The 24,646-nt window shown below is 63.7% G+C and carries 22 protein-coding genes; 16 read left to right on the top strand and 6 right to left on the bottom strand.

What is annotated here, in order from left to right:
- Nucleotides 1–91: 91 nt before the first annotated feature.
- Genes GCT19_RS24680 through GCT19_RS24660 form a run of 5 tightly spaced genes read right to left on the bottom strand, consistent with a single transcriptional unit; the run spans nucleotide 92 to nucleotide 4,985 of the window.
- Nucleotides 92–1,561, bottom strand: a complete 1,470-nt coding sequence (locus tag GCT19_RS24680) for an aldehyde dehydrogenase (RefSeq protein ID WP_018436690.1) — start codon at nucleotides 1,559–1,561, stop codon at nucleotides 92–94.
- Between the two features lie 12 nt (nucleotides 1,562–1,573).
- Nucleotides 1,574–2,611, bottom strand: a complete 1,038-nt coding sequence (locus GCT19_RS24675; RefSeq protein WP_152853357.1) for an LLM class flavin-dependent oxidoreductase — start codon at nucleotides 2,609–2,611, stop codon at nucleotides 1,574–1,576.
- Between the two features lie 11 nt (nucleotides 2,612–2,622).
- Nucleotides 2,623–3,594: a flavin reductase gene (locus GCT19_RS24670; RefSeq protein ID WP_152853356.1), complete on the bottom strand. Its 972-nt coding sequence runs from the start codon at nucleotides 3,592–3,594 to the stop codon at nucleotides 2,623–2,625.
- A 1-nt stretch (nucleotide 3,595) separates the two neighbouring features.
- Complete coding sequence (locus GCT19_RS24665) at nucleotides 3,596–4,414, bottom strand: alpha/beta fold hydrolase (RefSeq protein ID WP_152853355.1); 819 nt, start codon at nucleotides 4,412–4,414, stop codon at nucleotides 3,596–3,598.
- Nucleotides 4,383–4,985: an amino acid synthesis family protein gene (locus GCT19_RS24660; protein WP_018436686.1), complete on the bottom strand. Its 603-nt coding sequence runs from the start codon at nucleotides 4,983–4,985 to the stop codon at nucleotides 4,383–4,385. The genes GCT19_RS24665 and GCT19_RS24660 overlap by 32 nt, the downstream gene beginning before the upstream one ends.
- 232 nt (nucleotides 4,986–5,217) lie before the next feature.
- Between GCT19_RS24660 and GCT19_RS24655 the strand changes: the two genes are divergently transcribed.
- The 15 genes from GCT19_RS24655 to GCT19_RS24585 all read left to right on the top strand — a co-directional run bounded on the left by GCT19_RS24655 (nucleotide 5,218) and on the right by GCT19_RS24585 (nucleotide 21,382).
- Nucleotides 5,218–5,508: a DUF1330 domain-containing protein gene (locus GCT19_RS24655; protein WP_018436685.1), complete on the top strand. Its 291-nt coding sequence runs from the start codon at nucleotides 5,218–5,220 to the stop codon at nucleotides 5,506–5,508.
- A 102-nt stretch (nucleotides 5,509–5,610) separates the two neighbouring features.
- A complete protein-coding gene (locus tag GCT19_RS24650; RefSeq protein ID WP_018436684.1) occupies nucleotides 5,611–6,297 on the top strand; it encodes a GntR family transcriptional regulator in 687 nt (228 codons plus the stop codon).
- Between the two features lie 251 nt (nucleotides 6,298–6,548).
- A complete protein-coding gene (locus tag GCT19_RS24645; protein WP_152853354.1) occupies nucleotides 6,549–7,484 on the top strand; it encodes an alpha/beta fold hydrolase in 936 nt (311 codons plus the stop codon).
- A complete protein-coding gene (locus GCT19_RS24640) occupies nucleotides 7,477–8,445 on the top strand; it encodes a flavin reductase (protein WP_152853353.1) in 969 nt (322 codons plus the stop codon). Before GCT19_RS24645 ends, GCT19_RS24640 begins: the two co-directional genes overlap by 8 nt.
- Nucleotides 8,446–8,555: 110 nt before the next feature.
- Entirely contained in the window at nucleotides 8,556–9,587 is a 1,032-nt protein-coding gene (locus GCT19_RS24635) for an ABC transporter substrate-binding protein (RefSeq protein ID WP_018436683.1), read from the top strand.
- Nucleotides 9,588–9,662: 75 nt separating this feature from the next.
- Entirely contained in the window at nucleotides 9,663–10,547 is an 885-nt protein-coding gene (locus tag GCT19_RS24630) for an ABC transporter permease (RefSeq protein ID WP_026228935.1), read from the top strand.
- A gap of 1 nt (nucleotide 10,548) precedes the next feature.
- A complete protein-coding gene (locus GCT19_RS24625; RefSeq protein ID WP_018436681.1) occupies nucleotides 10,549–11,343 on the top strand; it encodes an ABC transporter permease in 795 nt (264 codons plus the stop codon).
- Between the two features lie 28 nt (nucleotides 11,344–11,371).
- A complete protein-coding gene (locus GCT19_RS24620; protein ID WP_152853352.1) occupies nucleotides 11,372–12,460 on the top strand; it encodes an ABC transporter ATP-binding protein in 1,089 nt (362 codons plus the stop codon).
- An 11-nt stretch (nucleotides 12,461–12,471) separates the two neighbouring features.
- Nucleotides 12,472–13,179: a GntR family transcriptional regulator gene (locus tag GCT19_RS24615; protein WP_018436679.1), complete on the top strand. Its 708-nt coding sequence runs from the start codon at nucleotides 12,472–12,474 to the stop codon at nucleotides 13,177–13,179.
- A gap of 55 nt (nucleotides 13,180–13,234) precedes the next feature.
- On the top strand, nucleotides 13,235–14,710 hold the full coding sequence (locus GCT19_RS24610) for an NAD-dependent succinate-semialdehyde dehydrogenase (protein ID WP_152853351.1): 1,476 nt from the start codon (nucleotides 13,235–13,237) through the stop codon (nucleotides 14,708–14,710).
- 94 nt (nucleotides 14,711–14,804) lie between these two features.
- Nucleotides 14,805–15,725 carry a LysR substrate-binding domain-containing protein gene (locus GCT19_RS24605; protein ID WP_018436677.1) on the top strand — a complete coding sequence of 307 codons (921 nt, stop codon included), beginning with the start codon at nucleotides 14,805–14,807 and terminating at the stop codon, nucleotides 15,723–15,725.
- A 188-nt stretch (nucleotides 15,726–15,913) separates the two neighbouring features.
- Complete coding sequence (locus tag GCT19_RS24600) at nucleotides 15,914–17,209, top strand: dicarboxylate/amino acid:cation symporter (RefSeq protein WP_152853350.1); 1,296 nt, start codon at nucleotides 15,914–15,916, stop codon at nucleotides 17,207–17,209.
- Nucleotides 17,206–18,672 (top strand): cysteate racemase, encoded by a 1,467-nt coding sequence (gene cuyB / locus GCT19_RS24595; RefSeq protein ID WP_018436675.1) that lies wholly within the window; start codon nucleotides 17,206–17,208, stop codon nucleotides 18,670–18,672. The genes GCT19_RS24600 and cuyB overlap by 4 nt, the downstream gene beginning before the upstream one ends.
- 95 nt (nucleotides 18,673–18,767) lie before the next feature.
- Nucleotides 18,768–20,186: an aspartate ammonia-lyase gene (gene aspA / locus GCT19_RS24590; RefSeq protein ID WP_152853349.1), complete on the top strand. Its 1,419-nt coding sequence runs from the start codon at nucleotides 18,768–18,770 to the stop codon at nucleotides 20,184–20,186.
- A gap of 74 nt (nucleotides 20,187–20,260) precedes the next feature.
- Complete coding sequence (locus GCT19_RS24585; RefSeq protein ID WP_152853348.1) at nucleotides 20,261–21,382, top strand: asparaginase; 1,122 nt, start codon at nucleotides 20,261–20,263, stop codon at nucleotides 21,380–21,382.
- 43 nt (nucleotides 21,383–21,425) lie between these two features.
- Here GCT19_RS24585 and GCT19_RS24580 read toward each other — a convergent pair whose 3' ends face one another.
- Entirely contained in the window at nucleotides 21,426–24,032 is a 2,607-nt protein-coding gene (locus tag GCT19_RS24580) for a PAS domain-containing hybrid sensor histidine kinase/response regulator (RefSeq protein WP_018436672.1), read from the bottom strand.
- A gap of 422 nt (nucleotides 24,033–24,454) precedes the next feature.
- Between GCT19_RS24580 and GCT19_RS42870 the strand changes: the two genes are divergently transcribed.
- Nucleotides 24,455–24,631 carry a hypothetical protein gene (locus GCT19_RS42870; RefSeq protein ID WP_013094306.1) on the top strand — a complete coding sequence of 59 codons (177 nt, stop codon included), beginning with the start codon at nucleotides 24,455–24,457 and terminating at the stop codon, nucleotides 24,629–24,631.
- The last annotated feature ends 15 nt before the right edge of the window (nucleotides 24,632–24,646 follow it).

Below are 24,646 nucleotides of genomic sequence, written 5' to 3'. Positions count from 1 at the left end.
GGCATGCGCGATGCCACGTTCGATCGACGTGGCATCGCGTTGTCCTCTACGGCTTTGAAACGGTGCAGCGGGGGATGGATCGCGCGTGGGCTCAGCGCATCACGAACGGATCGCTGATCGGCTCATCCGAGGTGCGCAGCCATACCGACTTCGTCGTCGTGTATTCGAGCGCCGCGGCCATGCCGCCCTCGCGGCCGTGGCCGGACAGGCCGAAGCCGCCGAACGGCACCAGCGGCGACACCGCGCGATAGGTGTTGATCCAGACGATCCCGGAGCGCACGCGCCTCGATACGCGATGCGCGCGAGTCAGATTGGTGGTGAAAATGCCCGCGGCGAGACCGTAGACGGTGCTGTTCGCCTTGTCGATCGCTTCCTGCTCGGTGGTGAACGTATCGACCGAAAGCACCGGCCCGAACAACTCCGTCGTGATGCTGTCGGCGTTGCTCACGCCGGTGCAGTCGAGAATCGTCGGCGCGTAGTAGTAGCCGTCGCGCTGCAGCGCATTGCCGCCAGCGAGCACCCTGGCGCCCTGGCGCACCGAGTTCGCGACGACCTTCTCGATATTGCGCAACTGCCTCTCAGTGCAAAGCGGCCCGTATTCGGTCGTCATCTCGTTGGGGGAACCCACGCGTATGCGCGACACGCGTTCCACCAGCAGGGCGAGAAACCGCTCTTTCACGGAGGCTTCGATCAGCAGCCGCGAGCCCGCCACGCAGCTTTGGCCGCTCGCCGCGAAAATGGCCGCGACCTGCGCGTTCACGGCGCTCTGGATATCCGTATCGGCGAACACGATGAAGGGCGACTTGCCGCCCAGTTCCAGCGACACCTTCGCGAGGTTGTTCGAGGTGTTCGACACGATGTGCCGAGCAGTTTCCGGGCCACCTGTGAAGGCAACCTTATCGACCTTCGGATGGCTGCTGAGCACCGCGCCGCATTCCGGCCCGAAGCCGGTAATCACGTTGACGACGCCCGGCGGGAAGCCCGCCTCGTGCACGAGCTTCGCGAATTCGAGCAGCGGCCCCGGCGCCTCCTCGGACGCTTTGAGCACGACCGTGCAACCGGCGGCGAGCGCCGGCCCGAGTTTGACGGCGGATAAAAACAGCTGGCTGTTCCACGGAACGATCGCGGCGACCACGCCGACCGGCTGCCGTTCGAGCCAGACCTGCATGTCCGGCTTGTCGACGGGAATGCTGCTCCCTTCGAGCTTGTCGGCGATGCCGCCGTAGTAGCGGTAGTACTCGGCGACGTAAGCGATCTGGCTGGACGTCTCGCGAATGATCTTGCCGGTGTCGTTCGTTTCGATTTCAGCGAGTTGCGACGCTGCCTTTTCGACGAGCCCGGCCAGCTTGTAGAGCAGCTTGCCGCGCGCCGACGCGGTGAGGCCGGCCCACGCGGAATCGGTGAGCGCGCGGTTGGCCGCCTCGACCGCGCGGTTGACCTGCTCCGTGCGCGCTTCGGGCATCCGGGCCCATGCTTCGCCGGTGGCCGGGTTCACGCTCGCGAACGTGGCGGCGCCCGGTTCGAACTGTCCGTCGATATACAGCTGGAAATGCGAATCCATGGAGTCGGCCCCTTAGCGGAATGCAGGCATCACGTCGTTGATCATGCGTTCGAGCGACGCCTTCTTGCGCTCGAAGCTCATGCCCGTATCGATCCAGAACGAGTACTCGTCGAAGCCGAGCGCCTCGTATGCCCGCAGGCGCGCAATCACTTCCTCGGGCGTGCCGATCACGTTGTTCTTGCGCATCGCCGCGGGCGTGTAGAACGGATGAGCGGCAATCTCTTCCGGGCTCAGCGTCTTGATCATGCCGCGGCTCACCAGTCTCTCGTTCTTGAACCATGCACCGAAGTAGTTGTAGAAGGTGTTCACTTCGTCGGCGGCGATCTGCGCGTCGTGCTCGCTGCTCGCCACATACGTGTGACGCAGCAGCATGATCTGCGGGCGCGGCAGGTTGCTGAACTTCTCGCACGCGGCGTTGAAGTGGCCAACCAGCTTCTCGACTTCTTCGTCGCCCAGATGCAGCGGCGTCACCTGCACGTTGCAACCGTTGGACACCGCGAATTCGTGGCTGTTCGGGTCGCGCGCGGCCACCCAGATCGGCGGGTGCGGGCGCTGCAGCGGCAGCGGCGAAGACGTCGTGGCAGGGAATTTCCAGAATTCGCCTTCGTGCGCGTAATCGCCTTCCCAGAGCTTTTTTACGGCCGGGATCAGTTCGCGCATGCGTTGACCCGCGCCCCACGCGTCGAGGCCCGGATGCAGGCGTTCGTATTCGAATGAATACGCGCCGCGCGCGATGCCCAACTCAAGGCGACCGTTCGAAATGATGTCGGTCATTGCGGCTTCGCCGGCGAGCTTGATCGGATGCCAGAACGGCGCCACCACCGTGCCGGTGCCGAGCCTCACGTGCTTCGTCTTGTTGGCGAGGTCCGCGAGATTGATGAACGGATTCGGCGCGATCGTGAAGTCCATGCCGTGGTGCTCGCCGGTCCAGACCGCGTGCATGCCGCCGCGATCGGCGATCTGGCAAAGCTCGACCATTTCGTCATACAGCTGCTTCTGACTGGTCTGCTCGGAGACGCGCTCCATGTGAACGAAGAGGGAAAATCGCATGATGTGACCTTTCAGGAATGAAGCGGGCGGACTGTGCCGTTGCTATGGTCGCCGAAGTACAACCCGTAGCTCTTCAACTGGCTTTCCTTGCGGTAGCGATGCAGCATGCTGGCCAACGCGCTGTCCTGCAACGCTTGCGTGTCGATGTCGTCGAGGCTGATGAACTTGCCCGAAGCGTGACCCGAAGCGGCGAGTTCATCCGGTGCGCTGCACAGGAACGAGATGTACTGGTATTGGGTTTCGGTGTTGTTGTAGGCCGAATAGATGAAACTTGCCGATGCGTCGGGCTGGTACTTCTCGAAGATCTCGGCGAGTGCCTTGTCGGCGCCTTCCTTGCCGATCTCTTTCGACGGGAGTCCCCATTTGTCGTCGGCTGTTTTGACCAACAGCACTTTGTCGTCGCGCGCAATGATCGCGCTGACGATGACCTTCGGGCCCGCGATGACTTCGGCCGACACCCTGGCCGGCGTGAAATAGCCGCCGCGGTAGTAGCCGAGGCCCGCGTAGCCGGCCGAATGGAACGCCTCGACCTTGCCGACGATCAGCGCATGATCGCCCGCGTCGATCACCGCGTGCGTCGTGCAGTCGAACCACGCACTGACGTCGTCGATCAGCGGGTTGCGGTTTTGGCTCAGATGCCAGGCCACGTTGGCGAAGCGATCGTCGCTCGGTCGCGCGAACGTGTTGGACAGCTCTTTTTGCCCTTCCGCGAGGATGTTGATCGCGAAGTGCCCGCTGGTGGAAAACGTCTGGTAGTTGCTCGACGTCTTCGCAATACTCACCAGCAGCAACGCGGGGTCGAGCGAAACGGACGAAAACGAATTGGCGGTGAAGCCGAGCGGCTTGCCGTCATCGCTCGCGGTGGTCACGATCGTCACGCCGGTCATGAACGCGCCGAACGCGTCGCGCAGCTCGCGCGTGTTGAGTCTCGCGGCTTCCTGGCTCACTACCTGGCAAACTTGCTGGCTCGTCTGTTGGCTCATTTCACACTTCCACTTCGTGGTTTTCCGTCTGCGGCGCCGTCTGCAACCATGCACGCAGCGCGCGGTTGACTTCGCGAGGCGCGGTTAGGTTCACCATATGGCGCTCGTTGTCGATCACGACGGCGTGGCCGTGACGGGCGGCTTGCGCCATCTGTGTGGCCATTGCCGGCGTCGAGTTCGGATCGTCGGAACCGGTGAGCACGAGGGCAGGGCAGGTGATCGTGTTCCAGCCTTCGGCATATACGTCGTCGCCGTTCGCGAATGCTGTGTAGGCAGTCGCGTAGCCGCACAGGTCCACCGACTTCAGCCACGACTCGACCCGTTGCGCGGCAACCCGTTGCGATTCCTCAGCGGTGAACCAGCGCTGCATAGGCGTTGCCACATCGACGGCGCCCGAGCGCAGTTCGGCCGCGCGACTCAGGACGGCAACGCGCGCTTGCGCGGTGCGCCGATACACGCCGTTCAACACGGCGACGCGCTTGACCAGATCGGGCCGCGTGACCGCGATGCCCGCAGCGATCAACGAGCCCATCGAATGGCCGCCCAGATTGACGGGGCCCATATCCAGCGCCTCGATGAAACTCGCTGCCCACTCGACGAACTGTTGCAAGCCGACGCCCGGTTCGAGCGGATCGCTTCGACCGTGGCCCGGCATATCGACCGAGATCACCCGGAACTCGGACGACAGCGCTTCGATCTGCGGATACCACGCGAGCGCCTGCATGCCGACGCCGTGGATCAGGACCAGCGGTTCGCCGGTGCCCTGTTCCAGATAGTGCGCGACGCGCTTATTTGACAGCTGCAGGGTTCTTGACGTCATTTCCGAGCTCTGCGAGGTCTTTGTAGCGATCGCCAATGCGGTGATGCGGACGGCCACCGATGGAGGCGCCAATCGCGATCACCAGTTCGTCCGCGGCCGGCGCGTCCGCAATCGCAAACTGCAGCGTCAGGTAGTGCGAACGGCGGCCTTCGTCGTTCTTGTCCATCATCGGGATCAGCAGCGGCGCGTTGGCGGGGCCGCGCGTGTTGTTGAACGCCAGATACGACTTCGCACCGACGGCCGAGCGATAGATGTTGCCGAAGTGCAGCGTGTGGATCAGCGCGGACGCATGCTCGATCTCACCCGCAAGGCCGACGATCGCGCTCTTGCCGAACGCTTCGACCGCTTCGCCCGAACCGGCTTCGTCGATGATCAGCCTGGTCAGGTGCTCGCTCAATTGCGGCGCGAGCGCACGAATCTCCGGCGACAGGTCTTCCACATAGCCGCGGCCCGCCCACGGGTTCTTGATCACGGCGGCCGCGCCGATCATTTTCAGCGGCTTGGCGGCGACCTTGTCGCCGTCGACGAAGACGGTTTCGACATGGAGGATGGATTTGCGAATCAGGCTCATGGCAGCTTCCTGCGTGGGTTGGATGTGTGAGGCATTGTGGTATACCATGTTACGGCATGCCATGAGTGTTAACCCGGGGCGCCGGCGAAAGCCGTGTCCGGTGGGGAACAGGGCGGTTTTGCGAGGTATTTGCTGGCGAGCAGCGACGCCAAAAACACGCAGCGCGGTTCGTCAGACCATCAACGAAACGGCCGGCATTGCGCAAACCATTCAGGAGTTAGAAGGAGGAGATATGGCTGCATATTGGATCGCCCACGTAACCGTACTCGACGCCGCGAAATACAAGGGCTACACGGACATCGCACCGCAGGCGTTCAACAAGTACGGCGCGGTGTTTCTCGCGCGCGGCGGCGCGTCGGAGGTGCTGGAAGGCGAGTCGTTCGAGCGGCACGTCGTGATCCGCTTCAGGGACATGCAAACGGCGCTCGACTGCTATCACTCGCCCGAGTATCAGGCCGCCAAACAGAAGCGCGACGGACATTGCCGGGCCCAGATCACGATCGTCGAGGGCCTGGGCGGCTGATCGTGCCCTTGCGTGCAAGCCTGAACGCCGGATAGGTCATAATATGGCATTCCACGCCCGCACTCCGTGTGTGGGCCTCCGTCCACCGTCCCACTGCCGCCTATGCACGACCTCAAAATCGACCGCAATGTCAAAACCTTGCGTGAGCTCACGCTCGACAAACTGCGCGCTGCGATAGTCCAAGGGTATTTCCGGCCGGGCACACGCCTCGTCGAACGTACGCTGTGCGACGAGCTTGGCGTGAGCCGCACTGTCGTGCGCGAGGTGCTGCGGCATCTGGAGACCGAGGGTCTGGTCGAGATCGTCGCGCGGCAAGGACCGATCGTCGCGCGGCTCGACCCCGCGCAGGTCAGCGAAATTTACGAATTGCGCGGGCTGCTCGAAGCGAACGCCGCGCGGGCCTGCGCCGAGGGCGCCACCCCTGAAGTCGTGCGGCAACTGCGCGAGATCCGCGCCATCATCGAAGACGCGTTCGAGAAACACGATCTGCCGCGCGTGCTCGAGTACACAGAGCGCTTCTACGAAACGCTGTTCGAAGCCGCCAACAAACAGGTGTCGCTGGCGGTCGTCACATCACTCAACGCGCGCATCAACCGCCTGCGCGCGTTGACCATCGCGACGCCGGGCAGAGGCGGCGAGTCGAACCGCGAAATGAACCTGCTGCTCGACGCGATCGAGCGGCGCGACGGCGACGCGGCTTCCGCAGCATCGTTCGCGCATATCAAACGGGTGTCGGAACTGGCTTTGAAGGTTCTTGCCGAGCAGAACGAAGCGACCGGCGACGCCTGAGTCCATCCGCAGTCGCCTCTATCAAGGCCGCCGGCATATGCCGGCGGCCTTTTCTTTTGTCTGTTTGATCGCGCTAAACCGCGCATTAGCCCAAAGCGTGCCAGCCGAATTCACCGCGAGATCATGGTATTCCATAATACGCCATGCATTGTTGTGTGCCATAAGATGGCATACCATAATCTCATCGATGTTGGTTTGCGGCTCGAAGCCTGAAAGGAGAACCCCATGCCGTTCGAAGTGGAGCGTGTCCGATGAAGCCCGATTTGTCGCCGACGCGCGTGATCTCGCGTGGTCAGCGGGACCGAACCGCGGGCACCTGCTACAGCGTGTACCCGCCGCAATCGGATGCCGTCGCCGAAACGGTCGTGCTGATCCACGGCGTGGGCATGAATCAGAGCGTGTGGGCGCCGCAGATCGATGCGTTGTCCGCATCGTTTCGCGTCGTTGTCTACGACATGCTGGGGCACGGCGACAGCGTGCTGCCGAGCGCGGAGCCCTCGCTCGACGAATACGCGGCGCAGCTCGCGTCGCTGCTCGACGCGCTGCGGATCGAGCGCGCGCACGTGGTGGGGCACTCGATGGGCGCACTGGTCGCGCTCGAATTCGCGCTGAATCACCCCCAGCGCACGCTGAGTGTCGCCGCGCTGAACGCGGTGTACGACCGTACGCCGGCACAACGCGAGGCGGTGATGACACGCGCGGCCACGCTCGGCGATGCGCGGGCCGACACCGGGGTGGACGGAACGCTGTCGCGCTGGTTCGGCGATCCCATTCCGGGACATCTGACCCAGGCCGCGCGCGCGGTGCGCGCGCTGCTGCTTGCTGTCGATCCGGTGGGCTACGCGCGCACCTATCGTCTGTTCGCATGCTCGGACGACGCGCATGTCGGGCGTCTCGCGAGTCTCGCGGTTCCCGCGCTATTTCTGACGGGTGAAGGCGATCCGAATTCGAGCGCCCAGATGTCGCGGGCGATGGCCGCAGCGGCACCACATGGCCGCGCCGAAGTCATCGCCAACGCTCGCCACATGATGAACGTCACCGACCCGGAGCGCGTGAACGCAAGCCTGCTCGCGTTCCTTGTCGAAGCATCGGCGTCGCGCCGCAAGAACGCCGCAACGACCGCAGCAACGACCGCAGCAACTACCGCCGCAACTACCGCAGTACCAACCGGAGAACGCCATGGCTGAGCCGATCACCGCCGCGACCGCGCAACCCGCTTTCGATATCGTCGATTTTCGACGCGCGCTCGGCGCATTCGTGACGGGCGTGACCGTCGTCACGACGATCCAGGCAGACGGTTCGCCGCGCGGCTTCACGGCGAACTCGTTCACGTCGGTGTCGCTCGATCCGCCGCTGATTCTCGTATGCATCGCGAAGACCGCGGCGAGTTATGCGGTGTTCTCCGACACGCACCGCTTCGCGGTGAGCGTGCTCGCCGAAGACCAGAAGCATGTGTCGGGCGTGTTCGCTTCGAAGGCCACGGACAAGTTCAAGCAAGTGCCGTGGAGCACACGCAAAACGGGTTCGCCGGTGATGGATGGCGCGGCCGCGAGCTTCGATTGCACGACGCATCAAGTGGTCGATGCGGGCGATCACATCATCCTGATCGGTCGCGTGGTGGACTTCGTGCAAACGAGCTCGTCGCCGCTCGGCTACTGCCGCGGCGCATACGTGAACTTCAGCCTGTCGCAGGACGCGCTGGCCGCAGCCGGTGCGCGCGCGAAAGTCGGCGCGATTCTCGAGCATCGCGACGGGCTCGTACTGGTCGACACAGGCAAAGGCTTGGGCCTGCCAACAGGCATCAAGCTCGACCCGGCCAGCGACCCCGCGAGCCTGCACGGCGTGCTCGCGAAGCTCGGCCTGCGCGTGCATCTCGACTTCCTGTTCGCGGTATTCGAGGACGGCAGCGGCAAGGAGCCCGGCGTGCATATCTACTATCGCGGCCGCGTGATTCCCAACGGCTCGCCGTGGCTCGACAGCAGCGTGCGCATCGTGCCGCTGTCCCAGATTCCGTGGGACGACGTGAGCGACGCCGCGGTGCGCTCGATGCTCGAACGCTATGAGCGCGAACGCCGGCAGGACGCGTTCGGCATTTATGTCGGCGATAGCGAAGCCGGCACCGTGCAGCCGCTCGGCCTCGCTCATTGACAGCGCGGCACCGCTGCAACCCGAAATCCACAACTCACAACGATGAAGCCGGCGCGTTTTCTCGCCGCCGGACCGACGAAGCAACACCCAACCGTATCCCGGAGACAGACATGAGCAGCAGAAGCATTCCGTTTATCGCGCCGTTGTTCGTTGCTTGCGCGACGGCGCTCGCCGCAGCGCCCGCACTCGCCGCAGACCCGATCGTCTTCACCAGTTGGGGCGGCACCACGCAGTCGTCGCAACAGAAGAACTGGGCGCAGCCGTTCACGCAAGCGAGCGGCATCACCGTATTGATGGATGGTCCGACCGACTACGGCAAGCTGAAGGCAATGGTCGACAGCGGCAACGTCAGCTGGGACGTCGTCGATGTGGAAGGCGACTTCGCGTACGCCGCGCAAAAGGCCGGTCTGATCGAGCCGATCGACTACTCGGTCGTGAAGAAGGACGAACTGGACCCGCGCTTTGCGACCCCGGACGCGGTGGGCAGCTTCTATTACTCGTTCGTGCTCGGCTACAACAAGTCGAAGTACACGGGCGCGCAGCCGCAGACGTGGGCAGATCTGTTCGACACCAAGAAATTCCCCGGCAAGCGCACGTTCTACAAGTGGTCGGCGCCGGGCGTGCTGGAAATCGCGCTGCTCGCCGATGGCGTGCCGCCGAACAAGCTCTATCCGCTCGACCTCGACCGCGCCTTCAAGAAGCTCGACACGATCAAGGGCGACATCGTCTGGTGGAGCGGCGGCGCGCAGTCGCAGCAACTGCTCGCGTCGGGCGAAGCGCCGATCGGGATGTTCTGGAACGGGCGCTTGCACGCGCTCGCGCAGACCGGTGTGCCGGTGGCCATTTCGTGGAACCAGAATCTGACCGCCGCCGACATGCTGGTGATTCCGAAGGGCGCCAAGCATCGCGCGGAAGCCATGAAGTATCTGGCGGCCGCGACGAGTCCGCAGGCGCAGGCGAAGTTCGCCGCCGAGACGGGTTACGCGCCGATCAACGTGAAATCGGCCGCGCTGATGCCGGCCGCGATGGCGAAGACGCTGCCCGACCAGTACAAGGACTCGCAGATCAATCTCGACATGAAGTACTGGGCCGACAACCGCGACGCGATTGCGAAGCGCTGGTACGCGTGGCAATCGAAATAAGCCGCACGGACCGACGTTAGAGCCGAGCGCCGCGCAGTGAACCGGCGCGCACAGAGACACCGAGCAGGAGACATCATGCCCAACGTAATGAGTACCGTCGCGCATCCGCCCGCGACGGCCGCGCGCAAGCGGCGCGACTGGCGCAGCATCTGGCTGCTGACGCCGGCCATGCTGCTGCTGCTGATCTTCTTCCTGCTGCCGGTGCTGTCGCTGCTATTGCGCAGCGTGCTCGAACCGACACCGGGACTGGAGAACTATCAGCAACTGGTTGGTTCGACCACGTATCTGCGCGTCTTCGGCAATACCTTTCTCGTCGCGACGGTCGTGACGCTCGTCACGGTGCTGGTGGGCTTTCCGATGGCGTGGCTGCTCGCGATCGCACCGCGCAAGCTCAGCTCCGTGCTATTCGCGATCCTGCTGCTGTCGATGTGGACCAACCTGCTTGCACGGACCTTCGCGTGGATGGTGCTGTTGCAGGGCACCGGTCCGATCAACCGCGCGCTGATGGCGATCGGCCTGATTCACGAGCCGCTCGCACTGGTGAACAACCTGACCGGCGTGACGATCGGTATGACATACATCATGCTGCCGTTCCTCGTGATGCCGCTGCACGCGACGCTGCGCGGCATCGACCCGTCGACGCTGCGCGCCGCCGCGGTCTGCGGTGCGAGCCGCTGGCAGGCGTTCTGGCGCATCCTCGTGCCGCTCGCGATGCCGGGCGTCGCCTCCGGCGCGCTGATGGTGTTCGTGATGGCGCTCGGCTACTTCGTCACGCCCGCGCTGCTCGGCGGTCCGTCCTACATGATGCTCGCCGAACTGATCGCACAGCTGGTGCAGGAACTGCTGAACTGGGGCCTCGCCGGTGCTGCCGCTTTCGTACTGCTGAGCGTGACGCTCGTGCTCTATGCGTTGCAATTGCGCTTCACCGGCAGTGCGCGCGCAATTCAGGGAGGACGTTGACATGTTGCTCGATTTCGATCGTCTCGGCGGCCTTCGCTGGGCATTGGTGGCGATAGGCGCGGCCGTCGCACTGTTTCTGTTGCTGCCGATCCTGTTCATCGTCGCGCTGTCGTTCGGCGATTCGCAGTGGCTGATCTTCCCGCCGCCGGGCTGGACGCTCGAGTGGTATCGGCAGCTCTTCACGGACGCGGGCTGGATCGACTCGCTGCTGACGAGCGCGAAGCTGGCCGTGATCGTGATGGCGCTTTCGGTGCTGCTCGGTTTTCTTGCGTCGCTTGCGCTGGTGCGCGGCAAGTTCCGCGGCCGCGAAGCGGTAAAAGGCTTCTTCCTGACACCGATGGTGCTGCCCGTCGTCGTTCTGGCCGTCGCGCTGTACGCGTTCTTTCTGCGCATCGGCCTGAACGGCACGATGACCGGTTTCGTGATCGGCCATCTGATCATTGCGCTGCCGTTCTCGATCATCTCCATCAGCAACTCGCTGGTGAGCTTCGATACGGCGCTCGAAGATGCCGCGCTGATCTGTGGCGCGTCGCCGCTCACCGTGAAGCTGCGCGTGACCCTTCCCGCGATCCGGCTCGGCCTGTTCGCCGCCGCGATCTTCGCGTTTCTGGCGTCGTGGGATGAAGTCGTGGTGTCGATCTTCATGTCGAGCCCGACATTGCAAACGCTGCCCGTGCGTATCTGGTCGACGCTGCGGCAGGACCTGACGCCCGTCGTTGCGGCGGCGTCTTCACTGCTGGTCGCATTGACGACCGTATTGATGCTGGCGGGCGCCGTGCTGCGCCGCGCGCGCTAATCGACGTAATCAGCGAGGTAAACAAGCCATGACTGCATTTCTGCAAATCCAGCGTCTGCGCAAGACCTACGACGACGTCGTCGCCATCGACCAGGTTTCCCTCGATGTGCGCAAGGGCGAATTCATGACCTTTCTCGGACCGTCCGGTTCGGGCAAGAGCACGACGCTGTATATCGTCGCGGGCTTCCAGGAGCCCACCGACGGCCGCGTGCTGCTCGACGGCAAGCCGCTGCTGGCGGTCGCACCGAACAAGCGCAACATCGGCATGGTGTTTCAGCGCTACACGCTGTTTCCGCACCTGACCGTGGGTGAGAACGTGGCGTTTCCGCTGCGCGTGCGCCGGCGCCCCGAAGCCGAGGTCAACGCGCAAGTCGACAAGATGCTCAAGCTCGTGCATCTGTCCGAGTGCCGCGACCGGATGCCCGCGCAGTTGTCGGGCGGGCAACAGCAACGCGTGGCGATCGCCCGTGCGCTGGCTTACGATCCGCCCGTGCTGCTGATGGACGAGCCGCTGTCCGCGCTCGACAAGAAGCTCCGCGAGGAAATCCAGCTCGAACTGCGCCGCATCCATCAGGAGACGGGCGTGACCATCCTCTACGTCACGCACGACCAGGAAGAAGCGCTGCGCCTGTCCGACCGCATCGCGGTGTTCAACAAAGGCCGCATCGAGCAGGTGGGCACCGGTGAGGAGTTATACGCGAACCCGGCGTCGCGCTTTGTCGCCAGCTTCATCGGCAATTCGAATTTCTTGCCGGTGAAGGTCACGAAGAGTAGCGAAGGCCGCATGAACGGCGTGTTTCCGAACGGTCACGAGATCGCGTCGGACGCCTTCAGCCCCGCGCTGACCGCGGGCGACGACGGCACCTTGATGATCCGCCCCGAGCAGATGCGCATCAGCGCGCTGCAAAGTGCAAGCGGCACGAGCGGCCTGCCCGTGACGGTGCGCGATATCACGTATCTCGGCGACGCGATGCACTACGCGGTGGCGACGCCGTGGCAGCAGGAAATCTCGATCCGGATGCCGGCCGCGCATCGGCACGACAGCGGCATCGCGATCGGTACCCAGGCGCTCGTCGACTGGGACGCACGCGATGTGCGCCTGTTCGCTCAAGCATGACGGCGACTGCCATGAGCGGCGCACTGCCATCGCTGAAGGTTCAACGCCCGACGACCACCTTGCGCGAACTCGCGCTCGAGAAAATGCGCACGGCGATCCTGGAGGCCCATTTCCATCCGGGCGAGCGGCTCGTCGAGCGCTCGCTGTGCGAGATTCTCGGCGTGAGCCGCACGGTGGTGCGCGAGGTGTTGCGGCATCTGGAAACGGAAGGGCTCGTCGACTCGATACCGAACCAGGGGCCGATCGTCGCCGTGCTCGACTTCGACACGGCGGCGGAGATCTACGAAATCCGCGCGCTGCTCGAAGGCGAGGCGGCGATGGCGTGCGCGCAGCATGCGGACGAGCAGACCGTTGCCGATCTGGCAGGTTTCATCGAGCAGATCCAGGCGGCCTTCGAAGCGCAGGATCATCAGGCCGTCAGGGCGCTCACATCGGCGTTCTACGAACGCATGTTCATCAGCGGGAAAAAGCATGTGGCCTGGGAGATCGTGCAGTCGTTGACCGCGCGCATCAACCGCCTCAGAGCGCTGACGATTGCTTCCGACGACCGCGGCCGCCAGGCCGTCGACGAGATGCACCGAATCCTGTCGGCCATCGAGGTTCGCGATACCGCGGCCGCGCGCGAGGCCGCGATCGCGCATGTGCACCGAGTGGCCGAAATCGCTCGTAAGCTGCTGGCGGAAGGGCACGAGCAGGCGGTGTGGCGTCAGGCGGGCTAACTCGCGGTCCCCATCAACCGGCGGCCGGAACGTGGCATCAACCGCATTTTGTGTAATGAAGGAAAGCAACGTGGAATTGAAGACCCTGTTGAAGGACGCGGCGCTTTTGCGCCATCAGGCTTATATCGACGGGCAATGGTGCCCGGCCGACTCGGGCGCGAGTTTCGACGTATTGGACCCGGCAACGGGCGCAACGCTCGGCAGCGTTCCTTTGATGGGCGAGGCCGAAACGACGCGCGCAATCGAGGCGGCCAACGCCGCGTGGCCAGCGTGGCGAGCCCGCACGGCCAAGGAGCGCGCGGTCGTGATGCGCCGCTGGCACGAGCTGATGATCGAGAACGCCGACGACCTCGCGCTGATCCTGACCGCGGAACAGGGCAAGCCGCTCGCGGAAGCGAAAGGCGAAATCGCTTACGGCGCATCGTTCATCGAGTGGTTCGCCGAGGAAGGCAAACGCGTGGCCGGCGACACCCTCGCGTCGCCGGCATCGGACAAGCGGCTCGTCGTCCTCAAGGAGCCGATCGGCGTGTGCGCCGCCATCACGCCGTGGAATTTTCCGAATGCAATGATTACCCGCAAGGTGGGCCCGGCGCTCGCGGCGGGCTGCCCGATCGTCGTGAAGCCCGCCGAAGCCACCCCGTTCTCCGCGCTCGCGCTCGCGGTTCTGGCCGAGCGGGCCGGCGTGCCAAAGGGTGTGCTCAACGTCGTCACCGGCGATCCGAAGGCGATTGGCGGCGCGATGACGAGCAGCCCAGTGGTTCGCAAGCTGTCGTTCACCGGATCGACCGGCGTGGGCAGATTGCTGATGGCGCAAAGCGCGCCCACGGTGAAGAAGGTCACGCTCGAACTGGGCGGCAATGCGCCGTTCATCGTGTTCGACGACGCGGATCTCGATGCTGCGGTGGAAGGCGCGATTGCATCGAAGTACCGCAACAACGGACAAACCTGCGTGTGCACGAATCGCTTCTACGTGCATGAGCGGGTCTACGACGCGTTCGCGTCGAAGCTGGCTACGGCAGTCGAAGCCCTGAAGGTTGGGCACGGCATGGAGGACGGCGTCACGCTGGGTCCGCTGATCAACGACGCGGCGCTCAGCAAGGTCGAAGCGCACATCGCCGATGCGCTCTTCAAAGGGGCGACGCTCGCCGCCGGCGGCAAGCGCCATGCGCTCGGCCACGGATTTTTCGAGCCCACGGTGCTGACCAACGTCACCGCGCAGATGGCTGTGGCGACAGACGAGACCTTCGGCCCGCTCGCGCCGCTGTTCCGTTTCTCCAGCGACGAAGAAGTGGTGAGGCTCGCCAACGACACCGAGTTCGGACTGGCCGCCTACTTCTACAGCCGCGATATCGGCCGCATCTGGCGCGTGGCGGAACAACTCGAATACGGCATGGTGGGCATCAACACCGGCCTGATCTCCAACGAGGTGGCGCCGTTCGGCGGCGTCAAGCAGTCGGGTCTCGGCAGGGAAGGCTCGCACTACGGGATCGATGACTACCTCGTGATCAAGTATCTGTGCATGGCGGTTTGACGCCGGTCCGATAGACAGCGTGCGGCACGGCCAAGCGTAGAATTGCGGGCGCAGCGGCGAGTCCATTCGTCGCCCGACCGGAGACCGATGGCTGATGGAAATCAAGTGGATCGAAGACTTCATCGCGCTCGCCCGCTATCAGAGCTTTTCCCGCGCGGCGGAGTTTCGCAACGTCACGCAGTCGGGTTTCAGCAGACGGATTCAGCAACTCGAACAATGGGTCGGCGCCGATCTAGTCGATCGCAGCGGCTTTCCGCCGACCTTGACTCCGGCAGGCCAACTGTTTCGTGACGCGGCCGAAGACATCCTCGACAAGCTGTTCGACACGCGCGCGATCATTCGCACCGAACAGCGCATCGCCGGCACCAGCCTGCAGATCGCGGCGGGCCACACGATCGCGCTGAACTTCCTACCCGCGTGGCTGCGCACGCTGTCGAAGCATGTCGGCGAAGTGCGCGCGCGCGTGATTCCGGCGAACGTGCACGATTCGATACTGATGCTGGTCAACGGCAACTGCGAGCTGATGTTCGCTTATCACCATCCGCAGTTGCCGTTGCATCTCGATCCGACCAGGTACGAATGCGTGACCGTGGGCGTCGACACTTTCATGCCGGTATGCAGGCCCAATCAGCGGCTGGCGCACGCGTACCGTCTGCCCGGCGTGATCGACCATCCGATGCCGTTCATCGCCTATACGGAGACCAGCTACTTCGGGCGCTGCTTCGCGTTGCTGATGGAGCAGAGCAAAGCGTCGCCCGCGTTGCAGCTTCACTATGAGTCCGACATGGCCGAGGTCGTCAAGAAGCTGGTGCTGGAAGGCGAGGGCGTCGCGTGGCTGCCGAAGAGCTCGATCGCCGCCGAACTCGACAGCGGCGAACTCGTCGCCGCCGGCCGCGCCGAATGGCAACTGCAACTGGAATTGCGCGTGTACCGTGACCTGACGAATCGCAGCGAACTGCTCGATACGCTGTGGCGGCATCTTCGGGCCTCGTCGGAGCTTGGTGAGCAGCGCTGATAGGGTTATCCCGCGTTATGCGAAACTTGCATAGCCGTATGCAACACTAGCATTCAAGGCTGTTCTGCCGTCTCTAGAATTCCGTCCAGACACAAAAAAGCGGTACATCGACATCCGATGTGCCGGCCATTCCCGAGCGCGCGCCGGTCGATGCCGACCGTTCGTGCGCCATCCCTGGACGGAGACACATGAAGAATCGGCTCACCCTCTACATCCTCGCCGGCATGCTGCTCGGCGTGGCCGTCGGTTATGTCTGCCATCGCACGGCGGCCGATGCCGCGCACGCGAAGGAGATCGCCGGCTACTTTTCGATCATCACCGATATCTTCCTGCGGCTCGTGAAGATGATCATCGCGCCGCTCGTGTTCGCCACGCTCGTGTCGGGTCTCGCCGGCATGGAAGGCACCAGCGACGTGCGCCGCATCGGGCTGCGCTCGATCGCGTGGTTCCTGTGCGCGTCGCTGTTCTCGCTCGCCCTCGGTCTGGTGCTTGCGAATCTGCTGCAACCGGGCGCGGGTTTGCACATGGCCCAGACCAGCGCTGACGTGGCCACCGGCCTCAACACGTCCAGCCTCAACTTCAAGGACTTCATCACACACGCGTTCCCCACCAGCATCGTCGATGCGATGGCGCGCAACGATATCCTGCAGATCCTGGTCTTCTCGGTGCTGTTCGGCATCGTGCTCAGCGTGATCAAGTCGGACCCGCGCGTCGCGCCGCTGATCGCGGGCGTCGAAGGGCTCGTGCCGACCATGCTGAAACTGACCGATTACGTGATGCGTCTCGCGCCTCTCGGTGTGTTCGGCGCGCTGGCCTCGGCGATCACCGTGCATGGTCTCGACGTGCTGACCACGTACGGCAAGCTCGTCGCCAGCTTCTATACGGGGCTCGCGCTGCTGTGGGCGGCGCTGATTTTCGCCGGCTACGCGTTTCTCGGCAAACCGATCTGGGCGTTGCTGAAGGCGATCCGCGAACCCGCGATGCTGGCGTTCTCCACCGCGAGCAGCGAGGCGGCGTATCCGCGCCTGACGGAGAAGCTGGAGGAATTCGGCGTCGACAAGAAAGTGGTCGGCTTCACGTTGCCGCTCGGCTACGCGTTCAATCTCGATGGCTCGATGATGTATCAGGCGTTCGCCGCGATCTTCATCGCGCAGGCGTTCGGCATCGATATGCCGATCAGCACGCAGATCGTGATGCTGCTAGTGCTGATGGTCAGCAGCAAGGGCATGGCGGGTGTCGCGCGCGGCTCGGTGGTGGTTGTCGCTGCCGTGGCGCCGATGTTCCATCTGCCGCCATCGGGCGTCGTGCTGGTGCTCGCGATCGACCAGATTCTCGACATGGGGCGCACCGCGACCAACGTAATCGGCAACAGCATCGCGACGGCAGCCATCGCGAAGTGGGAGGGCAAGCGCGTGGCGCGCCAGGAACGCCGCGCGGCGATCGCGACGGCTTCGTTCGGCCAGCTCGAAGGCGAGACGAAATGAGCGGCATCGACGCAACGGCTGCCACGAGCGCGCGCAAGTTCGGCGTGGTGGGCGGGCTTGGCCCGCTCGCGAGTGCGGATGTGTTCTTCAAACTGATCAAGTCGACGCCGGCCACCCGCGACGCCGAGCACTTCGATGCAATCTTCGAGCAGCAGCCGTTTCGCAGCGCCGATGCCGACAGCGAGACGCTGACGCAGCGCAAGCTGTACATCTTCGATCTGATCAGCAGCTTCGAGAAGCGCGGCGTGACGACGGTCGTGCTGCCGTGCTTCCTGAGCCACACGTTCATCGACGAACTGAAAGCCAATTCGCCGCTGCAGATCGTCGACATGATCGACGCGGTGCGCAGCCATGTGCGCAGAAGATTTCCCGCGGTGCGCCGCGTGGGCGTGCTGGCATCGGCCTATACGCGGCGCAAGCGGCTGTTCGAGAAGTACTTCGCGGCGCCCGAATTCGAGGTGATCCATCCGCGCATTGGCGACGGCACCGATTTCGTCACCGAAGCCGTCTATGGCGAGGATGGCGTGAAGAGCGGCAATCTGCGTGGCCGTCCAGTCGAGTTGCTGCGCGCGGCTTGCGAAGATTTGATCGCGCAGGGCGCCAACGTGATCGTGCCGGGGCTCACCGAAATCGCGCTGGTCGCGGACGAACTCGGTGCGTTGCGCGTTCCGCTCGTCGATTCGAACCTGGCTTACGCGCAATACGTCGTCTCCGGCCAGTACCACACGCCCGAGACGATCTTCAAGGTCGGCGTGGTGGGCGGCGTGGGTCCGGCGGCCACCGTCGATTTCATTCACAAGATCGTGCGCGCGACGCCCGCGCAGCGCGATCAGGACCACATCAAGCTGCTCGTCGAGCAGAACCCGCAGATCCCGGATCGCACGGAGAACCTGATCGGCGATGGACCCGATCCGACCATCTCGCTGTACGCGACCTGCAAGAAGCTCGAAACGGGCGGCGCAGATCTGATCGCGATCCCGTGCAATACCGCGCATGCCTTCGTCGAGCGGATTCAGCCTTATCTCGGCGTGCCGATCGTCAATATGCTGACGGTGACGGTGCGTTACCTGCGCGAGTCGTTTCCCGCGCTGCGCTCGGTCGGTGTCCTTGCGACTTCCGGCACGCTCGCGAGCGGCGTCTACCAGAAGGCGCTCGAATCGCAGGACTTGCGGCAGGTCGTCCCGGCACCCGCGCTGCAGGCGCGCGTGATGGACGCGATCTACGGCAAGGCAGGCGTGAAAGCCGGATTCACGGCGGGACAGTGCCAGCAAGACCTTGCCGCGGCGATCGATGGACTGATCGCCGAGGGCGTCGAAGTGATCGTGCTCGGCTGCACGGAACTGCCGCTGCTGCTGCGCGAGCCGTATGTGATCGGCGCGAACGGCGCGCGCGTGAGCATCGTCGATCCGACCGATGTGCTCGCGAAGCAGTGCGTCGCCTGCGCGACCGCGCCGCCTCGATAAGCCAACCGCATCACCCATTCAACGCGACGGACCTGCACACGACGTGTGCCGGATGACCCCGTTCGCCTGTCGTTATCAGAACCTGAGAGGAACTTATGCTTGCACCGATCGAACGTATCGAACACGACCTGCTCGGCGATCTCGCCGTGCCCGCGACCGCGTACTACGGCGTACACACGCTGCGCGCGCTGCAAAACTTTCCGATCACGGGCATTCCGATCTCCGTGTATCCGAACCTCGTCAACGCACTGGCGAGCGTGAAAGAAGCCGCCGCGCTCGCGAACTACGATCTCGGCCTGTTGAGCGCAGTGAAGATGCAGGCCATCGTGCACGCATGCAGGCAAGTGCGCTCAGGCACCGCGCACGAGCATTTCGTCGTCGATGTGATTCAGGGCGGCGCGGGCACGTCGACCAACATGAACGCGAACGAGGTGATCGCCAATCTCGCGCTCGAACATCTCGGCCGACAGCGCGGCGAATACGCGATTCTTCATCCGAATGAGGATGTGAATCTCGGCCAGAGCACCAACGACGTTTATCCGACCGCGCTGAAGATCGCCACGTACGCGGGAATCATGCAGCTCGTCGACGCGATGGGCGTGTTGCGCGCATCGTTCGAACGCAAGGCGGTGGAATTCGGCAACGACCTGAAGATGGGCCGCACGCAGCTTCAGGACGCCGTACCGATGACGCTCGGCCAGGAGTTCAGCACCTTCGCGGTGATGCTCGGCGAAGACGAAGAGCGGCTGAAGGAGGCCGCCCAACTGATCTGCGAAATCAATCTCGGCGCGACGGCGATCGGCACCGGCATCAACACGCATCCGGAATACGCGCAGCTTGCCTGCCGGCACCTGAGCGAAATAACCGGTATTGCGTTGACCACGTCACCGAACCTGGTCGAAGCGACGCAGGATGTCGGCTCCTTCGTGCAGCTCTCCGGCGTACTGAAGCGCGTCGCCGTCAAACTGTCGAAAACCTGCAACGATCTTCGCCTGCTTTCGAGCGGTCCGCGCGCGGGCCTCGGCGAAATCAACCTGCCGCCGGTACAGGCGGGCTCGAGCATCATGCCGGGCAAGGTGAATCCGGTGATTCCTGAGGTCGTCAACCAGATCGCGTTCGAAGTCATCGGCAACGATGTGACGGTGAGCTTCGCCGCCGAAGCGGGTCAGCTGCAGCTCAACGCGTTCGAGCCGATCATCGCGCACAGCCTGTTCAAGAGCGTCGCGCATCTGCGCGCGGGGTGCCTCACGCTCGCGTCGAAATGCGTCGACGGCATTAGCGCGAATCGCGAGCGGCTGCGCGCGATCGTCGAGAACTCGATCGGCATCGTGACCGCGCTGAACCCGTACATCGGCTATTCGCACTCGACCGAAGTCGCGAAGGAAGCGCTGGCGTCGGGCAAGAGCGTGGCGCAGATCGTGATCGACAAAGGGCTGCTGAGTCAGACCCAGCTCGACGAGATCCTTCAACCGGCGATGCTGACGCAACCGAGAAAAATGACCCCGGCCGCATGAGCGACGAAGGTTTCCGGTCACAGGTCGCGTGCATACGCGCGCGACTCTTTTTAAAACGATGGTGGAGACGAAACATGAGCATCAACACGATCAATCGAAAAGCACTGCGGCTGTGCGGTTCGGCGGCACTGCTGATCGCGGCACTTGCCGCGGGTACCGGCGCGCAGGCGGCCGACGTGTCATCGCAACAGGCAAGCGCCGTCACGGCGATGCCGCGCGTTCTGCTGCTGGCCACCGGCGGCACGATCTCGGGCACCGCCGATCCGCGTTCGGCAATCGGCTACAACTCGGGCAACGTGAAGGGGCAGGAACTGGTGCGCGGCGTGCCGGGCATCGACAAGCTCGCGAGCATCAACGCGGAGCAGATCTCGAACGTCGGCTCGCAGGACATGAACGACAAGATCTGGTTGCAGCTTGCGAGGCGGATCGATGAGGCGTTCGAGCGCAACGAGGCCGACGCCGTCGTGATCACGCACGGCACCGATACGATCGAGGAAACGGCGTTCTTCCTGAACAACGTGCTGCACTCGGACAAGCCGGTGGTCCTGGTCGGCTCGATGCGCCCGGGCGGTTCCACGAGCGCCGACGGTCCCAACAATCTGTACGAAGCCGTCGAAGTGGCGGCGAGCCCGCAGTCGCGTGGCCGCGGCGTGATGGTCGTGATGAACGATCAGATTCACGCGCCGCGCTGGATCACCAAGACCAATACCACGGCGGTACAGGCGTTCGCGTCGCCGAACGCGGGCGCGATCGGTTATGTCGATCCGGCCAGCGTGCGCTTCGTGATGCCGGCGGTGCAGTCGGCACGCGCCGCGCTGAGCCTGCCCGCGAACGGGCAATTGCCGCGCGTCGATATCGTCTATGCGCACAGCAACATGGATGGCCGCCAGATCGATCATGCGATCGCCGATGGCGCGAAAGGTATCGTCGTCGCCGGTGAAGGCGATGGTGACATGTCGAAGGAAGCCCTCGCCGCGCTCGACCGCGCGGCGGCGAAAGGCATCGTGGTGGTTCGTTCGACGCGGCTCGTGTCGGGTTTCGTGAACCGGAACGTCGAGGTGGATGACGACAAGCGCGGCTTCGTCGCATCGCTCGATCTGAATCCGCAGAAGGCGCGCTTGCTGACGCAGTTGCTGGTGGCCAACGGCGTGACCGACCCGGTCAAGGTACAGCAGGCGTTTAGCGGTACATGGTGATGGGTTGTGGGCGGCGCGGCATCGCAAGCGACGGCTAGCCGCTCTATCGCCCCTTCATCAGCGACGAAAGCAGTTTGAGCAGGCTGTCGATATTGACGGGTTTGACGAAGTGATAGTCGAAGCCCGCCGATTGCGCGCGCAGTCTGTCTTCCGTCTGACCGTAGCCGGTGATCGCGATCAGCAAGGGCTTCGCATCGCCTTTGCGGCGAAGCTGCCTCGCCAGTGCGTATCCGTCGATATCCGGCAAACCGATATCGAGCAACGCCACGTCCGGCACGAATAACGGTGCCGCTTCCAGCGCCTCGGCTGACGAATACGCGACGCGGGCAGCATGCCCTTCGGATTCGCACAGCATCGCAAGCGAATCGGCGGCGTCGCGATTGTCATCGACGACCAGCACATGCAACGCGGTTCGCGCGTGCCCCGGCGCGGGCTCCGACAGCGCGACTGCCGAATGACGTTCCTGGTGATGTAGACGCGGCAGTCGGACCGTCACCGTCGTGCCGAGATTGGGGCCCTCGCTGTGCACGGCGATCGTTCCGTTGTGCATTTCGACGAGCTTCTTGACGAGCGACAGTCCGATTCCGAGGCCGCCATCCGATCGATCGAGCGTGCGTTCGCCTTGCGAAAAGAGCTCGAACACCTTCGGCAGCAGCTCGGCCGAAATGCCGGTGCCAGTATCTTGCGTGACGATGGAAACCCATTCGTCGTCAGCCGCTACGTTCACCGTGATATGCCCGTTCTCTGGCGTGTACTTGCTCGCGTTGTTCAGGATATTGACGAAGATCTGAGAAATCCGCGTGATGTCGCCGCATACCCATGTGGTCGGATCGCAAACACTGACGTGCAACTGCTGATGACGAGCTTCGGCCATCGCCGCGATCGCCTCGACAGCGTGGTAGACGGCCGTGCCGACCAGAACGGGTTCGAGTTGCAGCACGATGCGTCCTTGCGTGATGCGCGACACTTCGAGCAGATCGTCGACGATTCGCGTCATGTGCTCGACCTGCCGACGCATCAGGTTGATCAGCTCGTGTGGACGTGAGGCCGTGCCGGGTTGCTTGTCGAGCAACGCGATGGCTGTGCGTAGTGGCGCGAGCGGATTGCGCAGCTCGTGCGCGAGCATCGCGAGAAACTCGTCCTTGCGGCGATCGGTTTCGCGCAGCATCAGTTCGAGCTGCTTGCGCTGGGTGATGTCGATCACGCTGGCGATGATGCGCAACGGCTTGCCGTCCGCGCCTCGCTGAAGCAGCGCGCTGCCATGCATCCATTGCTCGCCGTGCGCGTTCTGCAAACGAAATTCGAAGTTCGCGACCGGGTCGTTGCCTTCGGCCAGCCCGAGGACATATTGTTCGAGCATCGCGCGGTCGTCGGGATGCACGTTGCGCAGCGCCTCGTCGTAGCTGAGCACATGGTCGATCCGCGGTGCGCGGCCCTCTTCGAACGATAGTGTGCGCGAGGCCAGGTCGAAGCAGACGATGTTCAGCCGCGCCGCCTGCATCGCGACGGACAGACGCAGATTGCGGGCTTCGATCGCCAATTGCGCTTCATACTGAGGCGTCACGTCGGTCGACGTGCCGAACCACTCCTGTAGTTTGCCGTGGCTGTCGAACAGTGGCGCTGCCTGGGCGTGCATCATCCTGTACTGGCCGTCGTGACGCCGCATGCGGAACATGGTCGATGCGGGCGCGCGTCGCTGCAGCACATCGACCCACACCTGCCTTGCCGCCTCGCGGTCGTCCGGATGAACGTAGTCGAGCCATCCCCAGTCCGCCAGACGGACCACGTCGTCGCCCGTGAAGCGTCTCCAGTCCTCGCCTGCGGGCCGTATGTCGCCGTTCGGCTCGGCCGACCATACGAGTGCGCCCGTCGATTCCACGAGCACCCGATAACGCCGTTCGCTGAGACTGAGTTGCTCTTCGGCTGCGCGCTGCTTGCTGATGTCGAAGGTCACGCCGTACACATGCGCGAGCGTACCGTGCTCGTATTCCGCGTGGCCGCGCATGCGCAACCAGCGTGGTGAAGGCGATCCACCGTTCAGCACGAAGTCGAATTCGAAGGGACCGCCGTGTTGCAGAGCGTCATCGACCTTCCGCTGGAATAGCGCCCGATACTCGGGTTCGACACGGTTCTCCAGATCGGATAGCGCAAGCGCATCGGTGCCGGGTGGAAACCCGTACAGATCCGCGAGTTGCGAGGTCATTCGCACGACGCGGCTCTTCATGTCCCATTCCCACGCGCCCATGCGAGCGCCGTGGAAGGCGGCCTTCAGGCGTCGCTCGCTCGCTTCGTACATGGCCCACGCGTGACGGGCTTCGTGGATATCGGTCGCGACGCCCACCGTGTCGCCGATGCGGCCACTCGCGTCGCGCTCGGCTTGAAGATGCAACACGTGCCAGCGATACTCGCCGTCCGCGCGCAGCAGACGCACTTCGACATTGCCGAGCAGCGTACCGTCGCGCATCTTCCGCACTGCGTCGAGCACATGATCGATGTCGTCGGGATGAACGAAGGTCTTCCAGTGCATCCCGACCAGTTCAAGGGCGGGAATGCCGAGATACCGTGATGTCCACGGGTTGGCATAGCGGACGACGCCGTCGCGATCGGCACGCCAAACGAATGAGGGAAGGAAGTGAGCAGGATCGTTCATCAGCGTCCTTGCATCGGTTTCCTCTGCGGACACGGCGCCGAAGACGATCCGGCGCTGCCCGCATGGTGTGCCTGCTTACATTAGCTAGCCCGAACAGCTAAACAGGATGTTTGTACCATGCGAATGTTCATGCGGTAAAGACGAGCCCGGCAGTTGAAGATGTGCCCGTGCAATAACGGTGTGTCCATGGAAAAATATATCTCACGTTGTGATGAGTTTGACGTGCGTGCCGGTTGACACGCACGTCGTCGAGCGCGCGGTGCCGCCCTGGCTTGCTTTCGTTGCAGATGGATGCCGCGATGGCATTGAAATTGCTAAATCATGCATATCAAGCCGGGAGTTTCGCCGAAATGGACGCATGCCTCATTTCTGCTTTGAACGCATCCATGACGGAACCATCGGCATTTTAGAAGGAGACAACGATGAATCACCCCGAAAACAGCAAGCCGCAGGAAGGTCAGCGGCGCGACGCGGATGGGATGAGCGAAACCTACGTACCGTCATACCGTTTGTTGTTGAAAGAGCCAACCGTACTGCTTGCTGGCAACCCGATCGACCGCACGGATGTCGCGACGGCAGCGATCCTCGGCTATAACTGACGATCGCGCGCGATG

The sequence above is a fragment of the Paraburkholderia atlantica genome (genome assembly GCF_009362785.1).
GTDB lineage: Bacteria > Pseudomonadota > Gammaproteobacteria > Burkholderiales > Burkholderiaceae > Paraburkholderia > Paraburkholderia atlantica.
The sequence above is the reverse complement of the archived record's forward strand: the minus strand, read 5'-3'. Positions and strand labels throughout refer to the sequence as shown.

Coding starts and splice junctions, on each gene's coding strand:
- GCT19_RS24675 (WP_152853357.1), bottom strand. CDS start 2,611: ATGCGATTTTCCCTCTTCGTTCACATGGAGCGCGTCTCCGAGCAGACC.
- GCT19_RS24585 (WP_152853348.1), top strand. CDS start 20,261: ATGAGCATCAACACGATCAATCGAAAAGCACTGCGGCTGTGCGGTTCG.
- GCT19_RS24655 (WP_018436685.1), top strand. CDS start 5,218: ATGGCTGCATATTGGATCGCCCACGTAACCGTACTCGACGCCGCGAAA.
- GCT19_RS24645 (WP_152853354.1), top strand. CDS start 6,549: ATGAAGCCCGATTTGTCGCCGACGCGCGTGATCTCGCGTGGTCAGCGG.
- cuyB (WP_018436675.1), top strand. CDS start 17,206: ATGAGCGGCATCGACGCAACGGCTGCCACGAGCGCGCGCAAGTTCGGC.
- GCT19_RS24630 (WP_026228935.1), top strand. CDS start 9,663: ATGCCCAACGTAATGAGTACCGTCGCGCATCCGCCCGCGACGGCCGCG.
- GCT19_RS24635 (WP_018436683.1), top strand. CDS start 8,556: ATGAGCAGCAGAAGCATTCCGTTTATCGCGCCGTTGTTCGTTGCTTGC.
- GCT19_RS42870 (WP_013094306.1), top strand. CDS start 24,455: ATGAATCACCCCGAAAACAGCAAGCCGCAGGAAGGTCAGCGGCGCGAC.
- GCT19_RS24580 (WP_018436672.1), bottom strand. CDS start 24,032: ATGAACGATCCTGCTCACTTCCTTCCCTCATTCGTTTGGCGTGCCGAT.
- GCT19_RS24680 (WP_018436690.1), bottom strand. CDS start 1,561: ATGGATTCGCATTTCCAGCTGTATATCGACGGACAGTTCGAACCGGGC.
- GCT19_RS24620 (WP_152853352.1), top strand. CDS start 11,372: ATGACTGCATTTCTGCAAATCCAGCGTCTGCGCAAGACCTACGACGAC.
- GCT19_RS24610 (WP_152853351.1), top strand. CDS start 13,235: ATGAAGGAAAGCAACGTGGAATTGAAGACCCTGTTGAAGGACGCGGCG.
- GCT19_RS24605 (WP_018436677.1), top strand. CDS start 14,805: ATGGAAATCAAGTGGATCGAAGACTTCATCGCGCTCGCCCGCTATCAG.
- GCT19_RS24665 (WP_152853355.1), bottom strand. CDS start 4,414: ATGACGTCAAGAACCCTGCAGCTGTCAAATAAGCGCGTCGCGCACTAT.
- GCT19_RS24640 (WP_152853353.1), top strand. CDS start 7,477: ATGGCTGAGCCGATCACCGCCGCGACCGCGCAACCCGCTTTCGATATC.
- GCT19_RS24650 (WP_018436684.1), top strand. CDS start 5,611: ATGCACGACCTCAAAATCGACCGCAATGTCAAAACCTTGCGTGAGCTC.
- GCT19_RS24600 (WP_152853350.1), top strand. CDS start 15,914: ATGAAGAATCGGCTCACCCTCTACATCCTCGCCGGCATGCTGCTCGGC.
- aspA (WP_152853349.1), top strand. CDS start 18,768: ATGCTTGCACCGATCGAACGTATCGAACACGACCTGCTCGGCGATCTC.
- GCT19_RS24625 (WP_018436681.1), top strand. CDS start 10,549: ATGTTGCTCGATTTCGATCGTCTCGGCGGCCTTCGCTGGGCATTGGTG.
- GCT19_RS24660 (WP_018436686.1), bottom strand. CDS start 4,985: ATGAGCCTGATTCGCAAATCCATCCTCCATGTCGAAACCGTCTTCGTC.
- GCT19_RS24670 (WP_152853356.1), bottom strand. CDS start 3,594: ATGAGCCAACAGACGAGCCAGCAAGTTTGCCAGGTAGTGAGCCAGGAA.
- GCT19_RS24615 (WP_018436679.1), top strand. CDS start 12,472: ATGAGCGGCGCACTGCCATCGCTGAAGGTTCAACGCCCGACGACCACC.